This window comes from Spirosoma areae (genome assembly GCF_054781775.1).
Map to the genome: position 1 here is coordinate 299,918 of NZ_BAAGTT010000024.1, position 22,828 is coordinate 322,745.

28 protein-coding genes are annotated in these 22,828 nt (G+C 49.2%); 5 read left to right on the forward strand and 23 right to left on the reverse strand.

What is annotated here, in order from left to right; translation table 11 throughout:
• Nucleotides 1-9 precede the first annotated feature (9 nt).
• The 6 genes from ACYVI1_RS11550 to ACYVI1_RS11575 all read right to left on the reverse strand — a co-directional run bounded on the left by ACYVI1_RS11550 (nucleotide 10) and on the right by ACYVI1_RS11575 (nucleotide 4,680).
• A complete protein-coding gene (locus ACYVI1_RS11550; protein WP_460910118.1) occupies nucleotides 10-2,967 on the reverse strand; it encodes a primase-helicase family protein in 2,958 nt (985 codons plus the stop codon).
• A gap of 66 nt (nucleotides 2,968-3,033) precedes the next feature.
• Nucleotides 3,034-3,492, reverse strand: coding sequence for a hypothetical protein (locus tag ACYVI1_RS11555; RefSeq protein WP_460910120.1), 459 nt, complete (start codon nucleotides 3,490-3,492; stop codon nucleotides 3,034-3,036).
• The gene (locus ACYVI1_RS11560; protein ID WP_460910122.1) at nucleotides 3,489-3,725 is read right to left on the reverse strand and encodes a hypothetical protein; all 237 of its coding nucleotides are present in this window, start codon (nucleotides 3,723-3,725) and stop codon (nucleotides 3,489-3,491) included. The genes ACYVI1_RS11555 and ACYVI1_RS11560 overlap by 4 nt, the downstream gene beginning before the upstream one ends.
• Nucleotides 3,726-3,740: 15 nt before the next feature.
• Nucleotides 3,741-3,908, reverse strand: a complete 168-nt coding sequence (locus tag ACYVI1_RS11565; protein WP_460910124.1) for a hypothetical protein — start codon at nucleotides 3,906-3,908, stop codon at nucleotides 3,741-3,743.
• Complete coding sequence (locus tag ACYVI1_RS11570) at nucleotides 3,905-4,273, reverse strand: hypothetical protein (protein ID WP_460910126.1); 369 nt, start codon at nucleotides 4,271-4,273, stop codon at nucleotides 3,905-3,907. The genes ACYVI1_RS11565 and ACYVI1_RS11570 overlap by 4 nt, the downstream gene beginning before the upstream one ends.
• A 104-nt stretch (nucleotides 4,274-4,377) precedes the next feature.
• Nucleotides 4,378-4,680, reverse strand: a complete 303-nt coding sequence (locus tag ACYVI1_RS11575; protein WP_460910128.1) for a hypothetical protein — start codon at nucleotides 4,678-4,680, stop codon at nucleotides 4,378-4,380.
• 108 nt (nucleotides 4,681-4,788) lie between these two features.
• Here ACYVI1_RS11575 and ACYVI1_RS11580 point away from each other — a divergent pair, with 108 nt between their 5' ends.
• On the forward strand, nucleotides 4,789-5,139 hold the full coding sequence (locus ACYVI1_RS11580) for a helix-turn-helix domain-containing protein (protein ID WP_460910130.1): 351 nt from the start codon (nucleotides 4,789-4,791) through the stop codon (nucleotides 5,137-5,139).
• A 1,044-nt stretch (nucleotides 5,140-6,183) separates the two neighbouring features.
• On the opposite strand, the gene ACYVI1_RS11585 is transcribed toward ACYVI1_RS11580, so the two are convergent.
• From ACYVI1_RS11585 to rpmG, 13 genes are all read right to left on the reverse strand, one after another.
• Nucleotides 6,184-7,197 (reverse strand): aspartate-semialdehyde dehydrogenase, encoded by a 1,014-nt coding sequence (locus ACYVI1_RS11585; RefSeq protein ID WP_460910132.1) that lies wholly within the window; start codon nucleotides 7,195-7,197, stop codon nucleotides 6,184-6,186.
• 141 nt (nucleotides 7,198-7,338) lie between these two features.
• On the reverse strand, nucleotides 7,339-7,935 hold the full coding sequence (locus tag ACYVI1_RS11590) for a 5-formyltetrahydrofolate cyclo-ligase (RefSeq protein WP_460910134.1): 597 nt from the start codon (nucleotides 7,933-7,935) through the stop codon (nucleotides 7,339-7,341).
• Between the two features lie 32 nt (nucleotides 7,936-7,967).
• Nucleotides 7,968-9,515, reverse strand: coding sequence for a bacillithiol biosynthesis cysteine-adding enzyme BshC (gene bshC / locus ACYVI1_RS11595; RefSeq protein WP_460910136.1), 1,548 nt, complete (start codon nucleotides 9,513-9,515; stop codon nucleotides 7,968-7,970).
• An 82-nt stretch (nucleotides 9,516-9,597) separates the two neighbouring features.
• Nucleotides 9,598-9,912 (reverse strand): HepT-like ribonuclease domain-containing protein, encoded by a 315-nt coding sequence (locus tag ACYVI1_RS11600; RefSeq protein ID WP_460910517.1) that lies wholly within the window; start codon nucleotides 9,910-9,912, stop codon nucleotides 9,598-9,600.
• 10 nt (nucleotides 9,913-9,922) lie between these two features.
• The gene (locus ACYVI1_RS11605) at nucleotides 9,923-10,174 is read right to left on the reverse strand and encodes a nucleotidyltransferase family protein (protein WP_460910138.1); all 252 of its coding nucleotides are present in this window, start codon (nucleotides 10,172-10,174) and stop codon (nucleotides 9,923-9,925) included.
• A gap of 60 nt (nucleotides 10,175-10,234) precedes the next feature.
• The gene (gene rimO, locus ACYVI1_RS11610) at nucleotides 10,235-11,542 is read right to left on the reverse strand and encodes a 30S ribosomal protein S12 methylthiotransferase RimO (RefSeq protein ID WP_460910140.1); all 1,308 of its coding nucleotides are present in this window, start codon (nucleotides 11,540-11,542) and stop codon (nucleotides 10,235-10,237) included.
• A gap of 57 nt (nucleotides 11,543-11,599) precedes the next feature.
• The gene (locus tag ACYVI1_RS11615; RefSeq protein WP_460910142.1) at nucleotides 11,600-12,265 is read right to left on the reverse strand and encodes a hypothetical protein; all 666 of its coding nucleotides are present in this window, start codon (nucleotides 12,263-12,265) and stop codon (nucleotides 11,600-11,602) included.
• 4 nt (nucleotides 12,266-12,269) lie between these two features.
• The gene (locus ACYVI1_RS11620) at nucleotides 12,270-12,752 is read right to left on the reverse strand and encodes a hypothetical protein (RefSeq protein WP_460910143.1); all 483 of its coding nucleotides are present in this window, start codon (nucleotides 12,750-12,752) and stop codon (nucleotides 12,270-12,272) included.
• Nucleotides 12,745-13,035: a HEPN domain-containing protein gene (locus tag ACYVI1_RS11625; protein ID WP_460910145.1), complete on the reverse strand. Its 291-nt coding sequence runs from the start codon at nucleotides 13,033-13,035 to the stop codon at nucleotides 12,745-12,747. The genes ACYVI1_RS11620 and ACYVI1_RS11625 overlap by 8 nt, the downstream gene beginning before the upstream one ends.
• A gap of 32 nt (nucleotides 13,036-13,067) precedes the next feature.
• Nucleotides 13,068-13,448, reverse strand: a complete 381-nt coding sequence (locus ACYVI1_RS11630; RefSeq protein ID WP_460910147.1) for a nucleotidyltransferase domain-containing protein — start codon at nucleotides 13,446-13,448, stop codon at nucleotides 13,068-13,070.
• 9 nt (nucleotides 13,449-13,457) lie between these two features.
• Nucleotides 13,458-14,414: a signal recognition particle-docking protein FtsY gene (gene ftsY / locus ACYVI1_RS11635; RefSeq protein ID WP_460910149.1), complete on the reverse strand. Its 957-nt coding sequence runs from the start codon at nucleotides 14,412-14,414 to the stop codon at nucleotides 13,458-13,460.
• Nucleotides 14,415-14,657: 243 nt separating this feature from the next.
• Nucleotides 14,658-14,813: a DUF4295 domain-containing protein gene (locus ACYVI1_RS11640; RefSeq protein WP_460910151.1), complete on the reverse strand. Its 156-nt coding sequence runs from the start codon at nucleotides 14,811-14,813 to the stop codon at nucleotides 14,658-14,660.
• Between the two features lie 74 nt (nucleotides 14,814-14,887).
• A complete protein-coding gene (rpmG, locus tag ACYVI1_RS11645; protein ID WP_012929817.1) occupies nucleotides 14,888-15,073 on the reverse strand; it encodes a 50S ribosomal protein L33 in 186 nt (61 codons plus the stop codon).
• Between the two features lie 196 nt (nucleotides 15,074-15,269).
• On the opposite strand from rpmG, the gene ACYVI1_RS11650 reads away from it, so the two are divergent.
• A complete protein-coding gene (locus tag ACYVI1_RS11650; RefSeq protein ID WP_460910519.1) occupies nucleotides 15,270-16,490 on the forward strand; it encodes an NADH-quinone oxidoreductase subunit D in 1,221 nt (406 codons plus the stop codon).
• Between the two features lie 71 nt (nucleotides 16,491-16,561).
• On the opposite strand, the gene hpt is transcribed toward ACYVI1_RS11650, so the two are convergent.
• The gene (hpt, locus tag ACYVI1_RS11655) at nucleotides 16,562-17,107 is read right to left on the reverse strand and encodes a hypoxanthine phosphoribosyltransferase (RefSeq protein WP_460910153.1); all 546 of its coding nucleotides are present in this window, start codon (nucleotides 17,105-17,107) and stop codon (nucleotides 16,562-16,564) included.
• Between the two features lie 201 nt (nucleotides 17,108-17,308).
• Between hpt and ACYVI1_RS11660 the strand changes: the two genes are divergently transcribed.
• Nucleotides 17,309-18,526, forward strand: a complete 1,218-nt coding sequence (locus ACYVI1_RS11660; RefSeq protein WP_460910155.1) for a tetratricopeptide repeat protein — start codon at nucleotides 17,309-17,311, stop codon at nucleotides 18,524-18,526.
• A 76-nt stretch (nucleotides 18,527-18,602) separates the two neighbouring features.
• On the opposite strand, the gene ACYVI1_RS11665 is transcribed toward ACYVI1_RS11660, so the two are convergent.
• Both ACYVI1_RS11665 and ACYVI1_RS11670 read right to left on the reverse strand, forming a co-directional pair.
• Complete coding sequence (locus ACYVI1_RS11665; RefSeq protein WP_460910157.1) at nucleotides 18,603-19,073, reverse strand: Lrp/AsnC family transcriptional regulator; 471 nt, start codon at nucleotides 19,071-19,073, stop codon at nucleotides 18,603-18,605.
• 173 nt (nucleotides 19,074-19,246) lie between these two features.
• Nucleotides 19,247-19,540: a TIGR03643 family protein gene (locus ACYVI1_RS11670; protein ID WP_460910159.1), complete on the reverse strand. Its 294-nt coding sequence runs from the start codon at nucleotides 19,538-19,540 to the stop codon at nucleotides 19,247-19,249.
• A gap of 45 nt (nucleotides 19,541-19,585) precedes the next feature.
• Between ACYVI1_RS11670 and ACYVI1_RS11675 the strand changes: the two genes are divergently transcribed.
• Both ACYVI1_RS11675 and ACYVI1_RS11680 read left to right on the forward strand, forming a co-directional pair.
• Nucleotides 19,586-19,762 carry a DUF2256 domain-containing protein gene (locus ACYVI1_RS11675; RefSeq protein ID WP_460910521.1) on the forward strand — a complete coding sequence of 59 codons (177 nt, stop codon included), beginning with the start codon at nucleotides 19,586-19,588 and terminating at the stop codon, nucleotides 19,760-19,762.
• Nucleotides 19,763-19,788: 26 nt separating this feature from the next.
• The gene (locus tag ACYVI1_RS11680; protein ID WP_460910161.1) at nucleotides 19,789-21,474 is read left to right on the forward strand and encodes a glycoside hydrolase family 10 protein; all 1,686 of its coding nucleotides are present in this window, start codon (nucleotides 19,789-19,791) and stop codon (nucleotides 21,472-21,474) included.
• A gap of 5 nt (nucleotides 21,475-21,479) precedes the next feature.
• Here ACYVI1_RS11680 and ACYVI1_RS11685 read toward each other — a convergent pair whose 3' ends face one another.
• Nucleotides 21,480-22,796, reverse strand: a complete 1,317-nt coding sequence (locus ACYVI1_RS11685; protein WP_460910163.1) for a 4-hydroxy-3-methylbut-2-enyl diphosphate reductase — start codon at nucleotides 22,794-22,796, stop codon at nucleotides 21,480-21,482.
• Nucleotides 22,797-22,828: the final 32 nt, after the last annotated feature.

Below are 22,828 nucleotides of genomic sequence, written 5' to 3' on the forward strand. Positions count from 1 at the left end.
TGTAGTCCGTTAGTTAAAAGCAGTTCCTAAATCGACCTCCAGCCCCCGCTCGGTCAGCTCAGCCATGCCGATGCCACTGGGGGAATGGGTCTGAATGTAGACGTACTCCAGCATTGGCCTCTCCCCGGTTTTGGTCCAGGCATTGTTCTGCCAGACCTCTTTGGTGCCCCGCCACGTAATGCGCCCATCTTCCCGGTAGCCTTTTAACTCAGCCGGATTGAGCACGTACCCTTTATAGAGACACCAGTACTCCAGCTTGCTGTGCCACTTCTGGGGGGTTGTCTGGCTGCTGACCTCCCGCTTATAAATCTCGAAGGCTTTAATGCGCTGCACGTAAGCGTTGGTGTGGTCCTCATCGAAGAAGACATCCGCCCAGGCCGCAAACTCAGAGCCTACTTTATTGCGGTAGGCATTGGCCATCATCTGCTCTAAGGGCGGATTGACCTTGCCCAGACTCAGCCAGGCCTGCACGCTCCGGGCCATCAGGTTCAGAAAGTGATTCCACTCCTCAGCCCCGAAATCTTCCTTAAAAAAGCGTTTGTTAAACTCATCAATGGGCCGACGTTCTTCCCGGTATTCCCCGCCCGGATTGTAGTGGAAATAGTCACTGTAGGCCATAAACCAGATGCGCCGGAGCGTAGACGTGTCGGCCTTCAGGGGCGGGAAATTACTGGTGATGTGCAGCTTGGGAGCCAGTTCCTGCGGGATGGTGAAGCCCTTCTTTCCTTTCGGGTTCACCTTCATAAAGCTGGTAATGAGCGAGAAGAAGAACTCAAATTCAATGTATTTCTGGGCATCATCCAGCAGAATCTGATCCGTATGCTCGGTGACGTTCTCAAAGACGTGCGGGTTCTGGGTCAGCCGGGGATTGCGCCCGTCGAGCGTTTCGGTCTGCATCAGGTTAATCATGGCGTTAGCGGCCAAACTCTTACCCGTACCCCCATGCGACTCATCCAAATCCCGAACCGTGTAATCCGTCGACCAGACGCAGTAGGCATTGGCCGGGTCTTTATAGCGGTGCAACAGGTAGCCAAACGCGCAGAGTTTATTGAGCAGGTGCTGCTGCTGTTCGCGCTGCTCGAGTTCACTCAACAGCGGCCCCGATAAATCGTAACGGTGAAGTTCTCGATACGCCGGGCGCAGGGCTTCGGAGGTGGCATCTAATTTCTCCTCCAGTTCTTTGCGCCAGTAGACCCGGCTGGCCAGAATGAGGTAGCGCAGGAAGGTGCCTTCGGTATTGGTGAGCGTCAGGTTATACTGATCCTCATCCGAACGGTTAGCCGTAAACGCAGGGTCTAACAGCTTCACCTGGTGGGGAATCACCTCGTTTTCCCAAACGTAGCGACCGGCCTTTTCAGGTTTATGCTCCACAATCGAATCCTTCCGAATCTCCCAGCAGACATTCTGGAAAAACATCCACTGACTATTCGGGCAAAAGTCCTGAAAGTCTAATTTCCGCTCCGGAAGCTGCTCCAGCATACCGTCGGATAAATCCGTGGTTCGGGCGAAGGCGGAGCGCAAATCCCAATCGAGGTGGCGGCTTTCCAGAAACTGCCGGATAAAGGCCCGGACGTCCTTCGTTTCGACTTTGCGGACAATGTTGCCGGTCACGAAAATAAACGTCGTTTCGGGGTTGGAAGGGGCGTGGAGCCGGGCGAAGCCATTGCGGTACAGGAAGTTCATCACCAGCACCGGGTGGGGTGTGTACTTCATCACCGGCTTGCCTTTCCGGTAAATGGGTTTCTCGCCCTTGCCCATTTTCTGAGACTCCTCCCAGAATTTGTAGGGGTAGGCATTGGCCACCAGCCCGTCAAAGTCCTTCCGTTTGGCATAGCGCAGGTAGTCGCGCACATCCTTGCAGGCGTTGCCCCGCCAGTCGCGTTTCTGATTCAGCCAGTCAGGTAGCCAGATGGTTCGCAGGTCTAAGTGCTCCATTGCCAGCCGGTGGGCACTGGCCACGCCGGTCGGGTCCAGGTCGGGCAATTGATACAGCGTCTCTGCCATGCCCTCCATTGTTTTGTAATCCCGCTCATTCAGGGTATCAGTCTCCGAGTTCTTCCACACCACGTGATAGCCAAGAGCCGCTACGTTCAGCGCATCCGAGCCACCCGATAACAGCATCAATTCGGGTAGCTTGAATTCCTCCGAGCGTTTCTTCTTTTTCTCTTCGTCGGTTAACGAATCATACTTTTTATCCGCTTCGGCGTTGGTCTCGGCAATCTTACGCTGGTGCTGAGCCAGGCCGTGCAGGAAGGTGGTGGGCTTGGTTCCGAAGTAGCGAAAGCGAAACTCCAGCTTCGGCTCTTTGGGTTTGTAGATTTTCTTGAACTCCTGCTCATCGAAGCAGAAAATGGGGTAGTTCTCCGTGCTGCGAAATTCATGCACGACTAAACTCTGGGTCTCTTTATCGCGGCCAATGTATTTAAAGCTGGCCAGGCTGCGGAAGTGATAATAGATGCAGAGCTTCTGGGCTTCCAAAATGCCAACCTCATCGCTGGTCTGTTTGGTCTTCGAGTCATAGCTCAGCCGCTTCCAGACTTCATTGCTGAAGACGCCTTTTAGTTCAGCCAGGCTAAAGTCTTTGAACTCTAACTCGAACCACTTCTCGTCCACACCTGCCGGTGCCGGTGTTTTGCGATACTCAGCCCGCACTCCCGCCACGTCTTTGTCATCGGCTTTCAGACCGAAATCCTGGGCGATGGTCTTGACGGCCGTACTGAAGTCGCAGTTGTTGAGCTTCATGACCACCTCGATGGCGTTCATGGCCGGGTCGGATTCGCCGTGATTCTTGACCCAATACAAGCCCCCATGCTCATAAATCGAACAGGAGGGCTTGGTATCGTACACATCGAAGCGAAACGTTTTCTTCTTCCCCACGCAGTCAGCGGCATCGGGAATGTAGCGGGTAATCACGTCGAGACCGCCTTGCGTGGCCTCGTAAATGTCCTGTGCTTTGAGAAAAGCCATAGGGATACTGAAAGAAAAGGGTAGGTATTAACGTGGGTTACGGTAGGTACTTCTGAGTGGGTAGGCTCAGCTATGAATCGGAGCGGCCAGTCGCTTTCGGAACTCGGTCAGCTTCTCATAGAGTCGCTCTGCTTTCTTCATGGCAATGGCTCCCCCGATGGTCAATTCATCAATGGGCGTGGCCAGATCAGCTAAGAACTGGTCCATCCACTGCACCCACCGGCGAAGCAGGTAGATATCGGATTCCTTCAGGCGAAAGCTTAGCTCGGTGCAACAGTTCTCCGGAGCGGTGGCGGGTAACTGTGCATCGAGGCACTCGATGATGGCTAAGCACTGACGCGGCTCCAGCGGGAATTCCTTGTAGCTGGGCACCTTTTTTAATAGATACTGGAGGTCGCAGCTCAAATGGCTCTTTAGCTCCAGTGCCTGGCAATGCTTCAGGCTAATCCAGCGGGCGGCTTCGGCATAACCGACGAAGGGCGTCGGCCTGCATTCATGTTTGGGTAAGGTTTTGCAAGGTCTCATGGTTGAACGGGGGTCATGCCGTCGAGTCCACGACGGCGGTTAAGGAGCGTATTAGCCTGGTCGATAGCATCCTGCGTCCGGGCGATGGTTTCGGCAAGGCAGGGCCGGTTGCAGTCGGCACTTTCGCGCAGCAGGGCTACCTGCGGAGTGGCTTTGGCGACGAATTCTTCGAGCACGTCGGTCGATTCAGTTTCATCGACGTGGCCGCTGTTGAGAATGGTTTGAAGGCTCATAGGGCGGATACGGGTTTAGTGGTTCATGCCTGCCCACCAGCCCCGGCTGATGCGCTTTTGGATGGATTGAGGAAGAAACGCATACACGAGCAAGGCCAGGCAGACCGCGATCAGCACCAGCAGGAGGGCCAGAAGTTTTATCGGATTCATCAGCAGATAATCGGTTAGGGGTTCGAGGTTCATAGCAGAAAAGTGATCTCAGTCAGGTCGAGTAAATGGTCCAGGAATTGGCCATACACCCACATCAGTTTGGAGTTCTCCACCTCACAGGCCAGGTTGTAGTAGTTATTGCAGTACTGAGCCAGGAGCCGGGACTGGTTCCTGAACATGACCCGGTTGCAGGTCTCATCCGGCAGGAGCCGCTCAATCTCCAGCAGTTCAAACAGGGTGAAGGGGAGCGGTCGCCAGCCTAAGCCTTTGGCCGTAATGTCACGCTCGACCTGTTCCCGCAGGTAGTCAGCGCCATCGCAGCCCATGAAGACCGAGACCAGCGTATCCGTTGCCAGAAGCAGGGCCACCGGCGAGGGGAATGGGAGGGTATTTTTCATTTTATCGAACAGTTAATTGATTGCAGGGGATAGCCGTAGGCTTGGGTCGGGCAGATTACAGTGACCGGCGAGAAAAAAATCGGTCAAAAAACCTGATTGAATCGTCAGGAAACGCTGGCAAGTTTTTGGCGGGCCAAGCGGGAGGGGGGGTGATGTACTTCGGGACGTAGCTGTTCCATAAGGCGCACAGCTTTAGCCGTTAGCTGAAGACCTGCCTTATCTCGCTTGATGTTCTCAAGACGCTTATAGCCTGATATGCCCGCGAATTCGGAGTCAATTTCGGCCAGTTCCTCAGCTACTTGAACTAAATTTTTGAACCGACCAAAAACGGCAGGAAAACGCCCACGCCAATATTTAACCGTTAATTCCTCCTCTTTGACCGTAGGCTCAATGGGTTGCTTTTTCATGCGATTTTCTACTATTTTTACGGAGTAACTATTACGGAGTAATATCTACGGCGTAAAAGTAATAGAAAAATATCACTTGTCAAGTATTTGTAATAAAAATAAATCTATATGGATAGTTTGATTACCTCTTTTGCGGAACGATTGACCTTTGCGCGGAAAAGAAAAAACCTAACACAGAGCTTATTAGCAGACCTTATAGCCAGTAAAAGCGGCAAGCAAACTATTTCCAGTTGGGAGCGCGGGCAGGGCGAGCCGTCACTGTCTCAACTCGTTCGACTGGCCGAAGTGTTGGGGACTAATGTGGAGTGGCTGGCCAGTGGCACCATCAATGCTACACCTGAAGCACTAACTACCCAGGAGCAGCCAGGCTATACATTATTGCCTACAAATGAGGTCATTGCTATGCAACGTGAATTACTTCAGTATAAGGAAAAAGAACTTCGGGAAAAGCCTCAATAATGGGCTAAAATATGGCAAACGAATTAGTCAAAATGGCCTTACTCTTATACGCAAAAAACGCCCTTCTGAGCCATTCAGGGGCGTTTTTTGCTCTTTTTAGAGCTACTTCGAGTCTCGCCTTCGGCACATTTGTGAACCGCAATCAATTGTTAATCAGTTGGTTGCGGTTTTTGTTTTAGTGTCTGTGCACGAATTTGAGTCCGGAACCTGTTAAACCATATACCTTTAATCATAGCAGGGCTATTTCTTAGATGGCTTTAGTTGATTTTTCCCAGGTCGTTTACAGTCAACTCATTCTATCAACTTGCTGTGGACTACTTCCTTAGAAATCAACAGTATAGATTTCATAGAACGGAGTAAGGACCTTAACGCAGTTGAGAACGTGGTAGTAGTAAACGAACTGGTTTCTGAGAGCAATGCGTTGACGTACTACAAGCTAACCGCTCAGATATCTGATTTTGGTACCAGTTTCAAACTGATTTGAACGGTAAGGTGACAATTCGCCCTGTCGTATCGATAATAGTATGGGATAAGGATTATGATGAGCTTTCCAAACAGCTATGCTTTATAGCCTGGGCGGGTTCATATTTACCGTTACAATTGCACTCGTGGTTCCATTCTACCATAAAAGCCCCGTCGCTACTGACGGGGCTTTTATGGTAGAATAGGCTGGATCAGAAACGTGTGGGTTAGGCGAAACGCCGTTTTATGGGTAGAGCTAAGCAACTTTCTTGCCAGGGGATAAACTAACAGCCCGTTACTTAAAAACGCCGACTCTACAAGAATCGGCGTTTAACCTAACCCATAAATGTGCTTTCAGGTTGAGCCAGTCAACCTTCAATCAGAGTGATTTTTAGCAAATATCAGGCCAGAACGGACCTAAACGACTATTTGCAAAAAATGTTGGCTCCAATGGAGCCAGCATTTCAATTGTGTATCTATTTGGTGTTTTATAGGTGTATATTGTCAACAAAATAGGCTTGAATTAAGCATATCGGTAACTTAATTAAATGGTCTGTATAGCCTATGATGTATAAAAATTGATTAGGCCATTATGATGTCAGCTTCCACTAAACTGTGTTTTACTAAATATTCAGCAATCTGTACGGCATTGGTCGCGGCCCCTTTCCGGAGGTTATCGGCCACAATCCACATGTTCAGCGTTTTAGGCTGGCTCTCGTCGCGTCGAATACGGCCAACAAATACGTCGTCTTTACCATGTGCCGTCAGCGGCATAGGATACACTTTGTTTTGTGGGTCATCCTGTACAACAACGCCTTCGGCATGGCTCAGTAGTTCAACGACTTCACTTAGCTCAAATTCGTTCTCAAATTCGATATTCACGGCTTCGGAGTGGCCGCCGATGGTTGGAATACGTACCGTGGTAGCCGTGACCTGGATTGAGTCGTCGCCCATGATTTTCTTGGTCTCATTCACCATCTTCATCTCCTCTTTCGTATAGCCATTGTCGAGGAAAACATCAATATGGGGCAATACATTGAGATCAATTTGGTGCGGATATACTTTCTGAACATCTTGATTTCCTGAACGTTCGGCGAAAAGCTGGTCAACGGCAGCTTTGCCGGTTCCCGTAACGGACTGATAGGTCGAGACCACCACGCGCCTGATTTTGTACCGATCGTGCAGAGGTTTCAGGGCTACCACCATCTGAATGGTTGAGCAGTTTGGGTTGGCAATAATTCTGTCATCAGCCGTCAGCACATCCGCATTTACTTCGGGTACGACAAGTTTCTTAGTCGGGTCCATACGCCAGGCCGACGAGTTGTCGACAACAATGATACCCGCTTCGGCAAATTTGGGCGCCAGCGCCAGCGACGTGCTGCCACCCGCCGAAAAAATCGCAATGGCCGGTTTGGCGGCAATGGCATCCTCGAAGCTAACCACCGTGTGGGGTTTACCCTTAAACTCAACCTGTTTACCAACTGACCGTTCGGAAGCAACGGGAATGAGTTCGGATACAGGGAAGTTACGTTCTTCCAGAACCTTCAGGATTTCGCTACCGACCAAGCCAGTAGCCCCAACGACTGCTATTTTCATTTTAGTAATGCGGACGGTCGGCCAATGCCGGGGAAACCCGCTTTTGATTGGTTAATAAAAAACTGACTCTCGCGGGATTATCTAACGGACCCGTACAGAATTGGCCGCAAAATTACGCCAAAAGTTTGACGCACAGCTAACTTATTTCGAAAAATGCCAGATCCGTGTTGGTGTTATGCAAACATCCAGTGGAACATCGGTTGGCTCAATATCGTCAATTTCCTCAACCGGATCAAAGAGTGACAGGCCGATTTTTCGGCTGTTGGGCACCCTCTCGGAGCCGAAACGGTCGTAGTAACCACCGCCATAGCCCACTCGGTGGCCGCGTTTGTCGAATGCCAGCAACGGCACAATCACGGCGATTATGTACTTGAGGTCAGTCTCATATCGACTGTCAACTGCCGGTTCGGGTATGCCTATGCTATTCTCGACTATCAGTGTGTCAGGAAAAATAGTGCAATGCCTCATTTGGCGGGTTGCCTGGTCTGTTACGGGAACGCTAATGGCCATGTGGTCGAACGTTGTCCAGATACCCTTAATAATAGGCCATGTATCGACTTCGTTATATCGCCGAATAGGCAGGAACGAGTGAACAAACGAGGGGATGTCGGCAAGTCTTTCGGCCTTAAAATACGTGAAAAACTGTTCCGCAATTAGTTGACTCCGGCGTTCGACATCACCAACAGGCAAGGCTATTCGCTGGGCAAGAAACGCCCGGCGTAACTCAACTTTTGTCATAGGCAGTCAATATTAATCCAGTTGGGTGGGTACTACTCTAAACAAAGCTGCATCCGGTAGTCGAACGGGTCGAAGGCGGCCAGCATTTTTTGTAAAAATTGACGGTCGCTGAGGTAAAACGTCAGGAAGTTTTCGCTACGTTCCTGCAAGCCGCCGTTCGGGAAGAGTTCGTTTTTAATGGCCAGCAACTGCCGCACACCTGTTTCCTGATTGCGTTCTTCAGCGCGTCGCATTTTCTTTTCGAGTCGGGCAACGGCGTTGGCAAACCGCTTGGTTTCGGCCAGAACAGCTTTTTCAAGCGTTGGATCAACCATCTGCGCTTTGTGCAGAATGTTATCCAACGCTTTATTAACCGTCTTATTCTCGTTGTCGAACTTCAGAATGTGGCGGGTGTGATGCTCAACGTATTGGCGTTTGAGCGTGAGCGTATCCTGGAAGAGTTCTTCCGGGGTCAGGCCCAGTTTGCAGATACGTTTTGCCGCCACCGATGGCACATACATGGCAAAATTACGCGGCATCAGAATGGGGAATGTCGTCTGGAAGTGGGTAAAAACACCTTTCAACTGCAACCAGTAGGGTACTTCAGACGGACCGCCAATATAAGCCAGATTGGGTAGAATCGTCTCCTGATATAGGGGACGCAACACGACATTTGGGCTGAACTGTTCAGGGTGCTCATCCAATAATTTTAGCAACTCGCTTTCCGAAAATTTCAGTTTGGTGTGAACCACGCTATAGGTTCCATCTTCCCGGCGCTCGATGCGCTCCCGAAGCTGCTCGTCTAAGTAAAACAGGTTGATGTCGCGGGGGGTAATAACCGTTTTATAACCCAGAGATTCTATCTGTTCAGTTTGTTTTTGCACTAACTCACCCGCCTGCTGATGCACAAGTTCCTCGCGCATGATGGGAGCAAAAACGCGCTTGAGGTTGGCGTCATCCGCATCTAAACAAACCAAACCCTCGGCCCCAAATAACTCGTTGACGTAATGTCGGGCGGCATCGGCCAGCGTATCATGGTTTAAGTAAGCTTCTTCAAACAGGGCCAGTTTTTCAGGAATCTGGTGGAAGAGCGTTTGTAATTCTTTTGGATTCATGCGGCCAACGGCCCCGCGCTGATCAGTTTGCCAGGCATAATCATTGCCGAACATTGAGAAATGATTGATTTCAGCAAAGTCGTGGTCTTCGGTCGCCAGCCAGTAAAGCGGCACGAAATTATAACTGGGGTAGGCTGCTTTTAGCTTCCGGGCCAGGTTAATGGTCGTGATGAGTTTATAAACGATGTATAGCGGTCCTGTGAAAATGTTCAGTTGGTGGCCCGTTGTGACCGTGAACGTGTTGGGCTGGAGGAGTACCGAAAAATCAGGTTTTTTGTCGATGGCCTGATACTGTCGCTCAAGCACATCAACTAAGATCTGTCGCTTTGCGTCGTTGAAGGCTTTGTCTTTTAGCTGTTCGCCGAAAGCAGCTATGTCAGGAAAACGGCTGTAAAATGGGGTCAGGCCTTCTTTTTTGGTGATGTAATCGAGGAAGAGTGACGAAAACTGGCCGGTTGAGGTAAGCGGCAGGTACTGACAGTCCATGCAGTGGGCGGGGTTGCGGTTACCGGATTTTAACAACGAAAAAACCCGCAAGGTTCGGTGCCTGCGGGTTTGGAATCGTAATTCACATATCCAGTACTATATCATTCAATTGACTTTTCAACTGAGGCAGATTATTCTGAATAACATCCCAGACAAGAGCTGCATCGACGCCAAAATATTCATGTATTAGAAAGTTTCTAAGACCAACAATCTTACGCCATTCTACGTCTGAATAAGTAGCTATAGTCTCAACATCAATATGATTACAGGCTTCACCAATAATTTCAAGCTGCTTGATGCAGGCAAACCGCATCATTGAATTTCCCAGAAACTGAGCAAATGTTTGCTCTGCTATATAGTCTTCAATTTCTGCAATCGCATCAAGGGCATGCTCTATGCGTTATTTATTACCGAATCGACCTTTCGTAAATGAGTTGTTTGTCCTGGTCAACGAACGGGCGAATCCGGGGTGATAACCCATTCGCAGATACTAAATCGACCGCTTTATTAAGCCTTTCTTCCAGGTCAAATTTCATTCCCACAAATTGTAAACCTATGGATTGGGTATCATCCAGTTCTAATAGTAAATCAAGGTCACTTTGTAAGTTGGCTTCGCCCCGTGCATAAGAGCCAAAGACGTATGCCCGCACTACGGGCATACCCTATAGGTATTGGGTAATGGTTTCTAACTCATTTGTTGTCAGTTTCATTAGGCTATTTTACACAACCTCTCCGTACAAATCAAACTCCTCCGCCCGGTTAATCCGAACATTGGCAAAATCCCCGATTCGAACATACTGGCTGGCCGACACCAGCACTTCGTTGTCTACTTCAGGCGAATCGGCTTCGGTGCGGCCAATGAAATAACCACCTTCTTTCCGGTCGAACAACACGTTATAGGTTTTGCCAACTTTCTGCTGGTTCAACTCCTGCGAAATGCCCTGCTGCAACTCCATTAACTCGTCGGCGCGTTCCTGTTTTATATCGGCCGGAATATCGTCGGGCATGGAAAACGAATGCGTATTTTCTTCGTGCGAGTAGGTAAACACACCCAGCCGGTCGAAGCGCATCCGCTCCACAAAGTCGTAGGTTTCCTGAAACATCGCTTCGGTTTCGCCGGGGTGGCCCACAATCAGGGTAGTACGGAGCGTGATGTCCGGCACTTTCTCGCGAATCGTTTGAATCAGCCCTTCGGTTTTTTCGCGGGTGATGCCCCGGCGCATGAGTTTCAGCAACTCGGTTGAGCCAGTTTGCAGGGGCATGTCTAAGTAGTTACAAACGTTTGGGCGGTCTTGCATTACGTCGAGCACTTCCAGCGGAAAACCTGACGGGTAGGCGTATTGCAAGCGAATCCAGTCGATGCCCTCAACATCGGCGAGTTGATTGATGAGGTCGGCGAGGTTGCGTTTTTTATAGAGGTCGAGACCGTAGTACGTCAAATCCTGAGCAATCAGAATCAGTTCTTTAGTTCCCCGCCGGGCCAGCGACCGGGCTTCGCTTACTAACTCGTCCATCGGGCGCGATGCATGAATCCCGCGCATGAGTGGGATGGCGCAGAACGAGCAGGGACGGTCGCAGCCTTCGGCAATTTTGAGGTAAGCGAAATGAGCGGGGGTTGTCAGGAGCCGTTCGCCTACAAGTTCGTGTTTGTAATCGGCACGAAGGGTTTTCAGCAGGCGGGGCAGTTCGTTGGTGCCAAACCACGCATCGACGGTTGGCATTTCGACTTCGAGTTCGTCTTTGTAGCGGTGCGACAGACAACCAGTCACATACACTTTATCGACAATGCCCGCGTCTTTGGCATCCACATAACGCAGAATGGTGTTAATGGATTCTTCTTTGGCGTTGTCGATGAAGCCACACGTATTGATAACCACAATGTTGGCATCATCGCGTTTCGATTCGTGCGTCACGGCCATGCCGTTGCCCCTGAGTTGCGTAAACAGCACCTCCGAATCCACTAAGTTCTTTGAGCAACCGAGCGTGACGATGTTAATTTTATTGGTACGTATTCCTTTGGTTTTCAAAACAGAGATAAATTTCAGACTATTAAGACTAACGCTGATTTCAAGCGGCAAAGTTCTCTAAGGGTGAGTTTTGGCGGATTCGATACGTATTGGCCAGGCCAGTAGGCGATGCCAGACAATTGTTTTAGGGATTTTTTGGAAAAAACGCTCAATGAATTCTACATGACCAATATGGCTAAAAAAAATATTGTTTATCTGTACGATTTGCCCATCTGTTGTGTAAAATAAAATATATCCATACCTATCAAATACATATTTACTGTTGCTCGATTTAGTTAAATGCTCTTCAATACGTGACAGATTATCAGTCGTTAGACAAATAGATCCCTTGAGAGAGTGGATAGTAAGGCTTGATTGAAATGGGTTAAACGTAATGGATATATTTCGGGTAATAATCCAGTAGAGCCAATCGACGTAAAAGAAAAACGTGAGGAAAAGAACGAAGACACTAAAGAAAAACGCAAAGAGAAGTCCTATAAATTGATCTTGTTGAATGGCAACTTTGATCATTACATAAACCAGAATCGGCATTCCTATTATTAGAAAAGCCAATAATAACTTGGTGAATTGACCAAAATACTGAGAAGCTGAAAACTGATACGTTCGCTCCCGATATACTGGAGAATCTTCGCCAACGGTCTCATTCGTGAACCGCAACATACGGAGCATGAACCATCCAAAAGGAAGAAAAACAAGCACCATCAACATGAAAAACGTTTCCACTTGCTTAGAATACAGCCTGATGCGTAATCTCGACGTTCACATTGGCCCGGCGATTTTTCTGGACGTTGACAGGGAAAATATTATTCTCAATATCAAATAGGTTCGCGTACAAACCTTTCGGTTCCCGCACGATTACCGAGTATCGGCCAGCAGGCAAACGCACGCAAAATTTGCCGTCTTTCCCCGATTTTGTGGTTTTAACGGGTTTTACGCCCCGAACCGAATGAATAAACCCGTTCTCGCCCACATCGACCTGCCCTATATTCAACAACGGGAAAATAAGTACTTCGCGCACAGCAGGTGTGCCGTTGGGATTCTTTTGGGGGGCGTCAGGGCTGGGCATCTGGTTACCGCTCCTGATCAGAACAGTTCCACAAATACCCTGAAAAACAGCCGGTTTAGTCGCTTTCCGATGTTGCGTTTTTTGGGCACACGCAATGAATGAGAGGCCCAGAAGAAGAGTCAGAAAGAGGAAAGTGTTACGCATACTTTTCTTTAACAAAAGCCAGAAAGTTTTCTGCCAACTCAATCAAGCGGTTGATATCGTCAAGAGAGAAATCACCGTCTAAGTCATAGTCAGCTATTTTCCGACGATCAAAAAGAAGCCCGAAATCATCTTTGTATCTTTCCGGTATCTCACCAGATTTTATGTAATGCAGTGAAAACATCTCACGAGCCGCTGAATGTCGTTTCGTAACAATGTCTTTTATCGGCAAGAAGCCCACGCACAAGCCAGAAAAAGCAATAGTGACTTGACGTAATTGCCCCATTAGGGAACTCCTTGACTAACAGCGTTTTAGTATTAGCTAAGTACGCTTCTGCTTTCCCGATACAATGGCTCAAGTCCTCGCTCACAAATACTTTTTCCATCTTTTCTTACCTGTCGGTAGAAAATACGATTTGATGTCAAAAATTGGTTAAGAGATACCACAATGGCCGATATAGAAATAAACGTTTCAAGGTAGTATGCATTTCGGTCTGCAATTGTAGTGGATACTTCCCTAAACGGCGACACATTTTCTTCAGCCAGAACCACTAAGTAATCCACATCCGATTCTTTATGGAAATCGCCACGTGCATAGGAGCCGAACAGTACAATTTTAGCTAATCGGTCGCCGTAATGCCGTTTCATCATGTCGATCACGTCCCGATTTACGCGCTCTAAATCCGTTACGATTGCCATAATTGCCGTTTACTTCTTGAAAAATGAATCCACGAATTCCATCTTATTGAACGTCTGCAGGTCGTCAATCTTCTCGCCCACGCCAATATACTTAACCGGAATCTTAAACTGGTCGGATATGCCAATGACGACTCCGCCTTTTGCTGTGCCATCTAACTTGGTAATCGCTAAGGCAGTAACTTCTGTTGCCTTCGTAAATTCGGTTGCCTGAATGAACGCGTTCTGACCAGTCGATCCGTCGAGTACCAGCAGTACCTCGTGGGGGGCGTCGGGCGTGAATTTCTGCATCACGCGCTTAATTTTGGTCAGCTCGTTCATCAGATTAATCTTCGTGTGCAATCGTCCGGCGGTGTCGATAATCACTACATCGGCGCCAATTTCGGTGGCTTTCTTCACCGCGTCGAACGCAACTGCCGAGGGGTCGGTGTTCATGCCGTGCGAAATGACCGGCACGCCCACGCGGTCGCCCCAGAGTTTAAGCTGGTCGACAGCAGCCGCCCGGAACGTGTCGCCCGCGCCCAGCACGACCTTCTTGCCGCGTTTGTGGAATTGGGCGGCCAACTTGCCAATCGTAGTGGTTTTGCCTACGCCATTAACACCAACGACCATAATTACATAGGGCTTCTGTCCAGCGGGTAGGTCAAAGTCGTCAGCTACATCAGACGTGTTGTTATCGGAGAGCAGGCCCGCAATTTCTTCGCGCAGAATCCGGTCTAACTCATCAGTGCCCATGTATTTATCGCGGGCCACGCGTTCCTCGATTCGCCGAATGATTTTGACGGTGGTCTCAACGCCTACGTCCGAAGAAATTAAAACGTTTTCGACTTCATCAAGCACCTCCTCGTCAACGGTTGATTTACCAACAACCGCCCGGCCCAGCTTGGAAAAAAAACTGTCTTTGGTTTTCTCTAACCCTTTGTCGAGAGTTTCCTTCTTTTCTTTCGAGAATAAGCCGAATAAAGCCATAGTAATTACCAATGAGTTAGTCAGGTGTTAGTCAGAGAGTCTTCCGGTTGCAAATTATTCACCGCCTGTCTGACTAACCCACTGACCTAACTGATTTTTAATAAAAAAAGTCCCACAGAACCCGTTAGAGGCTGTGGGACAAATGTCTTTTCGCAGGAAATGGCCTGTGATAGAGGCCGTTTGCCGAAGCATCAGGCCATCGCTACGCTGGGCCGTCGCTACGGTTGATGGAAACAAACCACCTTAGCTTTTCAGTGCGGCCTGCACTTCGTCAACCGGAACCATTTCTTCCTTAAACGTGTACGCGCCGGTTTTAGGCGACTTTACGGCTCTGATAACTTTAGCAAATGCCTTGCCGTTATCTTTCGTTTTCAGGGTTGCAACTACCTTTTTTGCCATGACTTTATAGTCGTTAATAGTCAGTCGCCAGTCGTTAGTGCTGTATAGACTAATGACTAACCACTATAGACTGATTACTTTATTTCTTTATGCAGTGTTACTTTCTTGAGGAACGGATTGTATTTCTTCCGCTCAATACGCGCCGGTGTATTCTTCCGGTTTTTCGTAGTAATATACCGGGACATGCCGGGAACACCGCTGTCTTTCTGCTCGGTGCATTCCAGAATAACCTGGATTCTATTGGCGCCTTTCTTTGCCATCGCTAAAGTCTGTTTTCTCGATAAGGAGCGCAAAGGTACGAAATCAGTTTTACTTAGCCAATAGCTTCTTAAGAAAAACCGATGATTTGTAGTGGATTACGGCAGAAAAAAGCCGTAATCGTTTGGTTTCGACGTTCGGCTTTCGACCTTTGATACCGCTATGGACCAACCCGCTTCTGGGCGTTTGCGCCAAATGATGACTACACAAACGATTCAATACGAATACGCCCCCGGTCATCTTCGGGCTTCGGAGCCAAATGTTTACCGGCCCGATAGGCTCGGCGAGGGCGAAATGATTCTGAATATGGGGCCGCAACACCCGTCCACACATGGTGTGTTGCGGCTCGAAGTCGTAACCGATGGCGAAATCATTGTCGACGTTGTGCCGCACGTAGGTTATCTGCACCGCTGTTTTGAGAAACATGCCCAATCGCTGCCATTCAATCAGACTATTCCGTTTGTGGACCGACTCGATTATTTGGCCGCCATGAACTGCGAACACGCCTTTGTGATGGGGGTTGAGCGGATGCTGGGTATTCAGAACGATATGCCAAAACGAACCGAATATATCCGGGTGCTGGTGGCCGAACTCAACCGGATTTCGGCTCACTTCGTTGGGATTGGTACGTATGCGCTCGACATTGGCGCCTACACGCCCTTTCTGTGGCTCATGCGCGACCGGGAGCACATTCAACGGTTACTTGAATGGGTAAGTGGCGCCCGAATGCTCTACAATTACATTTGGGTTGGTGGCCTGTTCTATGACCTTCCGGTGGGTTTTGAGGAACGCTGCCGGGAGTTTATAACCTACGTGAAACCCAAATTAGTGGAGTTGCAGCAGGTAGTTATCGAAAACGAGATTTTCGTGAAACGAACGGCCAATGTCGGTGTGTTGCCCCTGCCGGTGGCTATTAGCTACGGCTGCACGGGCCCCATGCTGCGCGGTTCGGGCTTGCGATACGACCTTCGGCGGGTAGATGCCTATTCGGTTTATCCCGAATTGGACTTTGACATCCCGATTGGCGAAGGCAAAATGGGCACCGTTGGCGACTGCTGGGACCGCAACAACGTGCGGGTACAGGAGTGCCATGAGTCGATTCGGATTGTGGAGCAGTGTCTCGACCAACTTATGGGCACGCACAAACGTACCCGCGACTACGACCCGCAAGCCGTCGTGCCGAAGAAAATCCGGCCTAAAGCCATGGACTTCTACGCTCGTGCCGAAAGTGCAAAAGGCGAACTGGGTTTCTTCTTCCGAACGGATGGAAAATCCGACGTACCGGTTCGCTGCAAAGCCCGTTCGTGCTGCTTTCACAACCTGTCAGTCATCAGCGAAATTAGCCGGGGAGCTATGCTGGCCGATTTGGTTGCCGTAATTGGCTCAATCGATGTCGTAATGGGCGAGGTGGACCGGTAGTGAATTGGTAGCGCGGAGCAATGAGCAGGGAATTGCTAAAGAATCATTTATTTGCCTTTGCAATTCCCTGCTCATTGCTCCGCGCCCCCTGCTTCCAGCACCAGAATATCGGCTGTATTCCGGCCCAGGCCGTCATAATCGAGGCCATAACCCAGCACGAAACGATTTTCGATTTCAAAACCTACATACTGTAAATCGAGCGGCTTTTTAAGCGCAGCCGGTTTGAATAATAGGGTGACAATAGCCAACGAGGCCGGTTGCTGGGCCTCAAGTTGATTGCGAACCTCACAAATTGTCAGGCCGGTATCAACAATGTCTTCAACCAGAATCAGGTCGCGGCCCGCAATATCATCCGTCAATCCCAAAATCTGTTTTACCTGCCCACTCGATTCGGTGGCTGTGTACGAAGCTACCCGGATAAAAGTAATTTCGCACGGAATGGTCAGGTTTTTGATTAAATCGGCCGCAAACACAAATGCCCCGTTCAGTACGACCACAATGAGCGGCTGTTTATTGGCATACTCCTGATTTATCTGGCTCGCCAGCTCCTTAATGCGGGCCTGAATGGTATCGGCCGCAATAAATGGGACGAACGTTTTGTCTTTAATCGTTAGCATAGTGGCGTCAGCAAGAGTCAAAGATACGCGTGACGCGGTATAGCGGACAAAAAAACACCGAAAAATAAACGCAGGTAAACGGACTGAGGATGAATTGCGTTCTTTAGTGTAACGCGGGTTTCCAACTGCAACGGCGCACTGCCCGCGTTACAATAAGTCTACTAAATATGGGTTGATGCCCGAAAATATAACGTTAACGAGATGAAGACATTAGTGTTGACGGTGTGGCTGGCGGGGCTGGCGGTTTTGACGCAGGCCCAACTCTATGACCCGTCGGCGTTTGATAAAAAATATGATGGCCTGCTCAAACACCCCGGCGTTCAGATTGAGTCGGCGGAGGCTATCAACCAAATGTATAACTATAAGTTCTACGATGCCGAGAAGGAGTTTCGCTGGTTGCGGCTACGGTACCCGAATCATCCAATGCCGACGTTTCTGATGGGACTGTCCGAGTGGTGGAAAATCGTACCCAATACGGATATAACCGACTACGACGACCGCTGCCTGATGTATATGGATTCGACAATTACACTGGCCGAGGAAATGTATGACAACAACGAGAATAAACTCGAACCGTCGTTTTTTCTGGCTGCAGCCTATGCTTTCAAAAGTCGGCTTTACTCGGAACGGAAAAAATGGACAAAGGCTACGTTCGCTGGAAAAAGTGCGCTGAAGTATTTCGAGAAGTGTAAAGGCAATGCCGATTTCAGTCCCGAACTGCTCTTTGGCGATGGAATGTACAATTATTATGCCCAGTGGATTCCAGAAAATTACCCGTTGCTGAAGCCAATTCTGGTGTTTTTCCCGAAAGGAAATAAAGTTAGTGGTATTAAGGAATTGGAGAAAACGGCCAATAGTGCTTTTTACACCCGTGTGGAAGCCCGTTATTTTCTAGTGCAGATTTACAGCATGGAAAATCAGTACGACAAGGCTTACCAGATGTCGAAGTACATGAATGAGCAATATCCGGATAATCCATTCTTCGAGCGGTATTATGCCCGGTCGGCGTTTGTGACCGGTCGCTTAAACGAAGCCGAGAAGATTTCAAAGGATATTCTGGCTAAAATTGAGCGGTCTCAGTCGGGTTATGAGGGCGTAGGCGGCCGAACAGCGGCTTATATTCTGGCGTATGTAAACCACCAGTTTTATAAGAACTCGCCCGAAGCAAAAAAGTATTACCAGCAATCGATTGACTTTGCTAAACAAACCAATTCAACCAATGCAGGCTATTACTGGTCGTCGGTGCTGGGGTTGGCGAAGATTGCTACCGAGGAAAAAAACTACGACCTGGCGCAAACCTACTTTAATGAAGTGGTGGATAAAGCCGAGCGAAAATCCAGCCAATTCAAAGAAGCAAAAAAAGCTGTTGACGACGCCAAGAAGTCAAGGCGGGAAGAGCGCCGGAAGCGAAAGGGATAGGTTTAATGAATAATGAACAATGCCTGTTCGCTGACAATTATTCATTGTTCATTACTCATTAAACATTATTCATTCTTTAGGGAATTGGCAGCACCTTGCTTTCTTTAAAGGTGGACATGATAACCATCGTTTGGGTGCTGGCCACTTCGTCGATTTCGTTGATCACATCGAGCATTAGTCCCTGATACGACGAAATATCTTTTGCAATCACTTTCAGGAGAAAATCGCCTGAACCGGTAATGTGGTGGCACTCAATGATTTCAGCAATTTCACTAACCCGGTCAACAAACGACATGGTTGTTTCTTTCTTATGGCCGACAAGCGTAACCATGACGAAGGTTGTAACACCCAAACCAATTTTTTCGCGGTTTAGCTGGGCGTGGTAACTCTGAATAATACCTGATGTTTCGAGTTTTTTGACGCGCTCCAGGGTGGGGGCGGGCGAAAGGCCAATTTCTTTGGAAAGCTGAGCATTGGTGATTTTAGCGTTGCCTTGCAGAATCTCTAACACATTTCGATCTATCTGATCTAATTTTTGGCTTGACATAAACGAAGTAATCAGTTGACACTTGATGGTAAGACGGCGCAAAGCTACTATGTTTTGCAATAGAAAATTCTTAAAAGATGTTGGATTTTTGCAAAAAGCAAAACAAATGTTGCCTATTACTCTTTTAAGCGGCACAAAATTAAGTAAATTCCAGCGAGTGCCAAATGTGGCTTTTATCGTTTGGAAATCTTGTTCATGGATATACTCCGTTGCTGAATAGCTTTAAATTGGGCGTTATCAACCGCCGACAGAGCCTTGTGTTTGGTTGAACGCCCTTGTACACGCGCCCGCCACAGGCGCCACGACGATCCTTTCAACTCCCGGCGCATAACCCGTATTACGTCCTGCTCCGAAAGTCCAAACTGAGTTTCGATGGCGTCAAACGGAGTACGGTCTTCCCAGGCCATTTCGATAATACGATCAATGTCAGCGGCTGTGAAACGGGTTAATTTAGTGGCTATATTCATGACAATTAAACTTACTGAATCGGATAAGGTTCTGGATATATGAAAATGCGTAAAAAATCAGACCTGCCCACCAAAGTCTGCCCTGCTTGCACTCGTCCGTTTAGCTGGCGTAAAAAATGGGCAGCTAACTGGGATAGTGTCATATATTGCAGCGACGCTTGCCGCACAAATGCCAAACAACAAAAAAGGCTCTCCAGCGTAGGTATGATAGTCTATCGTTAATTTTGCCGGATAACCTGCCGTACTTGATGCGTTCTGTCGCTTATATTTTCCTGTTTCTTGTTGCCTCTTTCTGGATGAGCTGTCGCCAGGCCAAGCCTGTAACAACAACCAAAAAGCCGTCTCCCAGGCCAATCGTTAGTAAGCCGCCCGCCCAGAAACCGGTAACCGCTAAGACAACAACCCCTCAGCCAGCAACAGCCGTGTTGGCGGCCTCTGCTGATTCACTGGAAACGGATGACGTTGCCGGGCAGACGCCACCGCCCCCCAAGCGTGAGTTTCGGGCGGTTTGGATTGCAACGGTCGATAATATTGACTGGCCAAGCAAAAAAGGAATTCCTGTGGCCGACCAGCAGCGTGAACTCGTAGAGATGTTTGACCAGCAGCAGCAAATGGGGCTAAATGCAGTCGTGGTGCAGATTCGGTCGGCTGCCGATGCTTTCTATGCAAAGAGTTCCGAACCGTGGTCGGAATGGCTGACGGGACAGCAGGGCCTGGCGCCGGAGCCATTTTATGACCCGCTGGAATTTATGATTGATCAGGCCCACCAGCGCGGTCTGGAGTTCCATGCGTGGTTTAACCTCGACCGGGCAACCTTCAGCAAAACAGCCAGCATAGCCCCAACCAACATTGTTTACCGCAAGCCGGAGTGGATGCTGACCTACGGTGGGCGAAAACTGTTTAACCTCGGCCTGCCGGCTGTTCGCTCCTATATTGCCAGCATCGTAGCGAATGTAGTGCGCGAATACGACGTCGATGGCATCCATTTCGACGATTATTTTTATCCTTACGCCGAGGCTGGACAGACCTTACGCGACGATAGTACCTATCAGGCCAATTACAACGGCATGAAAAAAGCTGACTGGCGACGTGATAATGTCAACAAATTAGTCGTTGAACTTCGCGACTCGATTCGGGCCAATAAACCCTGGGTGAAGTTTGGCATAAGTCCATTTGGTATTTGGAAAAACCAGAGTAACGACCCCGACGGATCGGCTACCAACGGCGGGCAATCGTACTATGACATTTATGCCGACTCCCGCAAATGGGTACGCGAGGGTCTGGTTGACTACATTGTGCCGCAAGTGTACTTTAGCTCGGAATTTGGACGGGTGCCCTATAAAACGCTGGTAGAATGGTGGACGCGCAACACGGGAAGGTGCCATCTTTATATTGGCCAGGGAGCCTACCGGGTTGGGCGGGGTTCGGAACGTGACCCAGGCTGGTGGCGAGCCACGGAATTTCCAGACCAAATTCGCTATAACCGACAGCAACAGGCCGTACAGGGGAGTGTGTTTTTTAGCGCTAAAAATTTGAAGACCAATCCGCTGGCTATCCGGGATTCGTTGCAAACCAATTTCTATCGCTACCCGGCCCTTATTCCAGCCATGCCCTGGTTGGATAGTATTCCACCGTTGCCACCTCGTGATTTGAAAGCGGCCCAGACTCCGGAGGGAATTGAACTGTTCTGGCAGCAGCCGGCACAGGCTCTCGATGGCGACGGCGCCAACGCCTACATCGTTTATCGCTTCGAGGGACGACGCCCACGCCTTCGTTTAGACGATACCCGAACGATTGTGGCACAGTGCATCGGCGAATCCACCACTCGGTTTGTAGACAAAACCGCCGACCCGAAAAAGAAGTATGTCTACGCAGTAACGGCTTTGGACCGGCTTCAGAATGAGAGCCGTGAAGTTGTCATAAAAGTACCCTGACGTTATCAGGAAAAATCGTGCATTACCTCCTCAATAGGACGGGCATTCGGAAAAAAACGAATCAGTTTTAGCAGAATACCTTCCACGACCGCATCGGGGCAGGAGGCTCCACAGGTAAGTAGTACCGTTACGGGCCGATTGGCTGTGCCATCCGATTGGAGACTGTCTAGTCGGGGAATGAAGTTTTCGGTTACGATCTCCTGTTTAGTATGGTTATCGAAATGGCGAATTAGCTTCTCAGACAAAATTTTCTGCTCTGATTCAATAAAATAAGTGGGCAGTTTTTCCTCGCAGAGTTCAACAATGTGCGAGGTGTTAGACGAGTTATAGCCACCGGCAACTATGGCAAAATCGGCCCGGTCCGGACTGATCCGGTCCTGACGAGGCACCGCCGGATTGGCCGGGTCGGACGAGAATGGATAGGCAAGGAGCGCATAGGTGGCATCCTGGTTATCGTTGGTAGCGTAGCAAAGCGTGTCCCGCGTATTGGCGAAATGAGCGTCAACATCATCTCCGGTCAGCGCATATTTCAGAATCATCACCTGCTTCAGGTAGTCGGCAATGCCTTGTGTATCAGAGGCAAGCATTGTAGTCTGGTTCACGACGCCAATGCGTTCCAGATCGCGGGCAGGGTCGAAACCAACCGAATATTGCCCGGCAAATTCCCTGTAAAATTCGTCGGCGGCCAGTTCACCCATAACGTATTTCGCCAGCCGCTGCGCCTGTGCCATGTCTTCCACAACCACGGTTGGGGCCGCTTCTTTGCTGTGCGAGAAGGTTGCGCGGGTTTCTTCGTGGCTGGGTTTGCCGTGTACAATTACGGTATAATTTTTCTGCCCAATCTGGCCTGCTTTGTTCCAGACTTTCTCGACAAACGGGCAGGTGGTATCATATTTTGCAACATCTAATCCTAAGGCCGATAACTGATGTTGCGTTTCCAGCGTAGTGCCGAACGCCGGAATAATCACCACGTCATCGGGGGTCAACTCAGACCAGGGAATGAGTTGCTGCCCGCTTGTATCCATAATAAAGCGCACGCCCCGGTCCTGCAAATCAGCGTTAACATCGGGGTTGTGAATCATCTCACTAAGCAGGTAGATTCGTTTGCCTAGATTTTCGGCAATAGCCTTGTAGGCAATTTCGACCGCGTTTTCGACCCCGTAGCAAAAGCCAAAATGCCGGGCTATGTACACGCGGATTGGACCAAAATCAAGTAAAGTGGGGGTGAAATCACGCTTAAGTTTATCGTGCTTCCGCCGAAATTCTTTCAGCGGGGTGATAATGCTGCTGCGGTAATACTCAGGTATGTCGAAGGATTTCATTGGCTCAACGAGCGAGCGAGAGAGTGAACGAA

Bases quoted from the DNA above. Each gene is read 5' to 3' on its own strand.
- ACYVI1_RS11580 (WP_460910130.1), top strand. From the start codon at position 4,789: ATGGATAGTTTGATTACCTCTTTTGCGGAACGATTGACCTTTGCGCGG.
- ACYVI1_RS11670 (WP_460910159.1), bottom strand. From the start codon at position 19,540: ATGAATATAGCCACTAAATTAACCCGTTTCACAGCCGCTGACATTGAT.
- ACYVI1_RS11590 (WP_460910134.1), bottom strand. From the start codon at position 7,935: ATGACAAAAGTTGAGTTACGCCGGGCGTTTCTTGCCCAGCGAATAGCC.
- ACYVI1_RS11550 (WP_460910118.1), bottom strand. From the start codon at position 2,967: ATGGCTTTTCTCAAAGCACAGGACATTTACGAGGCCACGCAAGGCGGT.
- ACYVI1_RS11650 (WP_460910519.1), top strand. From the start codon at position 15,270: ATGACTACACAAACGATTCAATACGAATACGCCCCCGGTCATCTTCGG.
- bshC (WP_460910136.1), bottom strand. From the start codon at position 9,515: ATGGACTGTCAGTACCTGCCGCTTACCTCAACCGGCCAGTTTTCGTCA.
- rpmG (WP_012929817.1), bottom strand. From the start codon at position 15,073: ATGGCAAAGAAAGGCGCCAATAGAATCCAGGTTATTCTGGAATGCACC.
- ACYVI1_RS11565 (WP_460910124.1), bottom strand. From the start codon at position 3,908: ATGAACCTCGAACCCCTAACCGATTATCTGCTGATGAATCCGATAAAA.
- ACYVI1_RS11585 (WP_460910132.1), bottom strand. From the start codon at position 7,197: ATGAAAATAGCAGTCGTTGGGGCTACTGGCTTGGTCGGTAGCGAAATC.
- ACYVI1_RS11570 (WP_460910126.1), bottom strand. From the start codon at position 4,273: ATGAAAAATACCCTCCCATTCCCCTCGCCGGTGGCCCTGCTTCTGGCA.
- ACYVI1_RS11665 (WP_460910157.1), bottom strand. From the start codon at position 19,073: ATGTCAAGCCAAAAATTAGATCAGATAGATCGAAATGTGTTAGAGATT.
- ACYVI1_RS11685 (WP_460910163.1), bottom strand. From the start codon at position 22,796: ATGAAATCCTTCGACATACCTGAGTATTACCGCAGCAGCATTATCACC.
- ACYVI1_RS11560 (WP_460910122.1), bottom strand. From the start codon at position 3,725: ATGAGCCTTCAAACCATTCTCAACAGCGGCCACGTCGATGAAACTGAA.
- ACYVI1_RS11605 (WP_460910138.1), bottom strand. From the start codon at position 10,174: ATGCCCGTAGTGCGGGCATACGTCTTTGGCTCTTATGCACGGGGCGAA.
- ACYVI1_RS11625 (WP_460910145.1), bottom strand. From the start codon at position 13,035: ATGGGGCAATTACGTCAAGTCACTATTGCTTTTTCTGGCTTGTGCGTG.
- ACYVI1_RS11640 (WP_460910151.1), bottom strand. From the start codon at position 14,813: ATGGCAAAAAAGGTAGTTGCAACCCTGAAAACGAAAGATAACGGCAAG.
- ACYVI1_RS11555 (WP_460910120.1), bottom strand. From the start codon at position 3,492: ATGAGACCTTGCAAAACCTTACCCAAACATGAATGCAGGCCGACGCCC.
- ACYVI1_RS11630 (WP_460910147.1), bottom strand. From the start codon at position 13,448: ATGGCAATCGTAACGGATTTAGAGCGCGTAAATCGGGACGTGATCGAC.
- ftsY (WP_460910149.1), bottom strand. From the start codon at position 14,414: ATGGCTTTATTCGGCTTATTCTCGAAAGAAAAGAAGGAAACTCTCGAC.
- hpt (WP_460910153.1), bottom strand. From the start codon at position 17,107: ATGCTAACGATTAAAGACAAAACGTTCGTCCCATTTATTGCGGCCGAT.
- ACYVI1_RS11675 (WP_460910521.1), top strand. From the start codon at position 19,586: ATGCGTAAAAAATCAGACCTGCCCACCAAAGTCTGCCCTGCTTGCACT.
- ACYVI1_RS11680 (WP_460910161.1), top strand. From the start codon at position 19,789: ATGCGTTCTGTCGCTTATATTTTCCTGTTTCTTGTTGCCTCTTTCTGG.
- ACYVI1_RS11575 (WP_460910128.1), bottom strand. From the start codon at position 4,680: ATGAAAAAGCAACCCATTGAGCCTACGGTCAAAGAGGAGGAATTAACG.
- ACYVI1_RS11660 (WP_460910155.1), top strand. From the start codon at position 17,309: ATGAAGACATTAGTGTTGACGGTGTGGCTGGCGGGGCTGGCGGTTTTG.
- ACYVI1_RS11620 (WP_460910143.1), bottom strand. From the start codon at position 12,752: ATGCGTAACACTTTCCTCTTTCTGACTCTTCTTCTGGGCCTCTCATTC.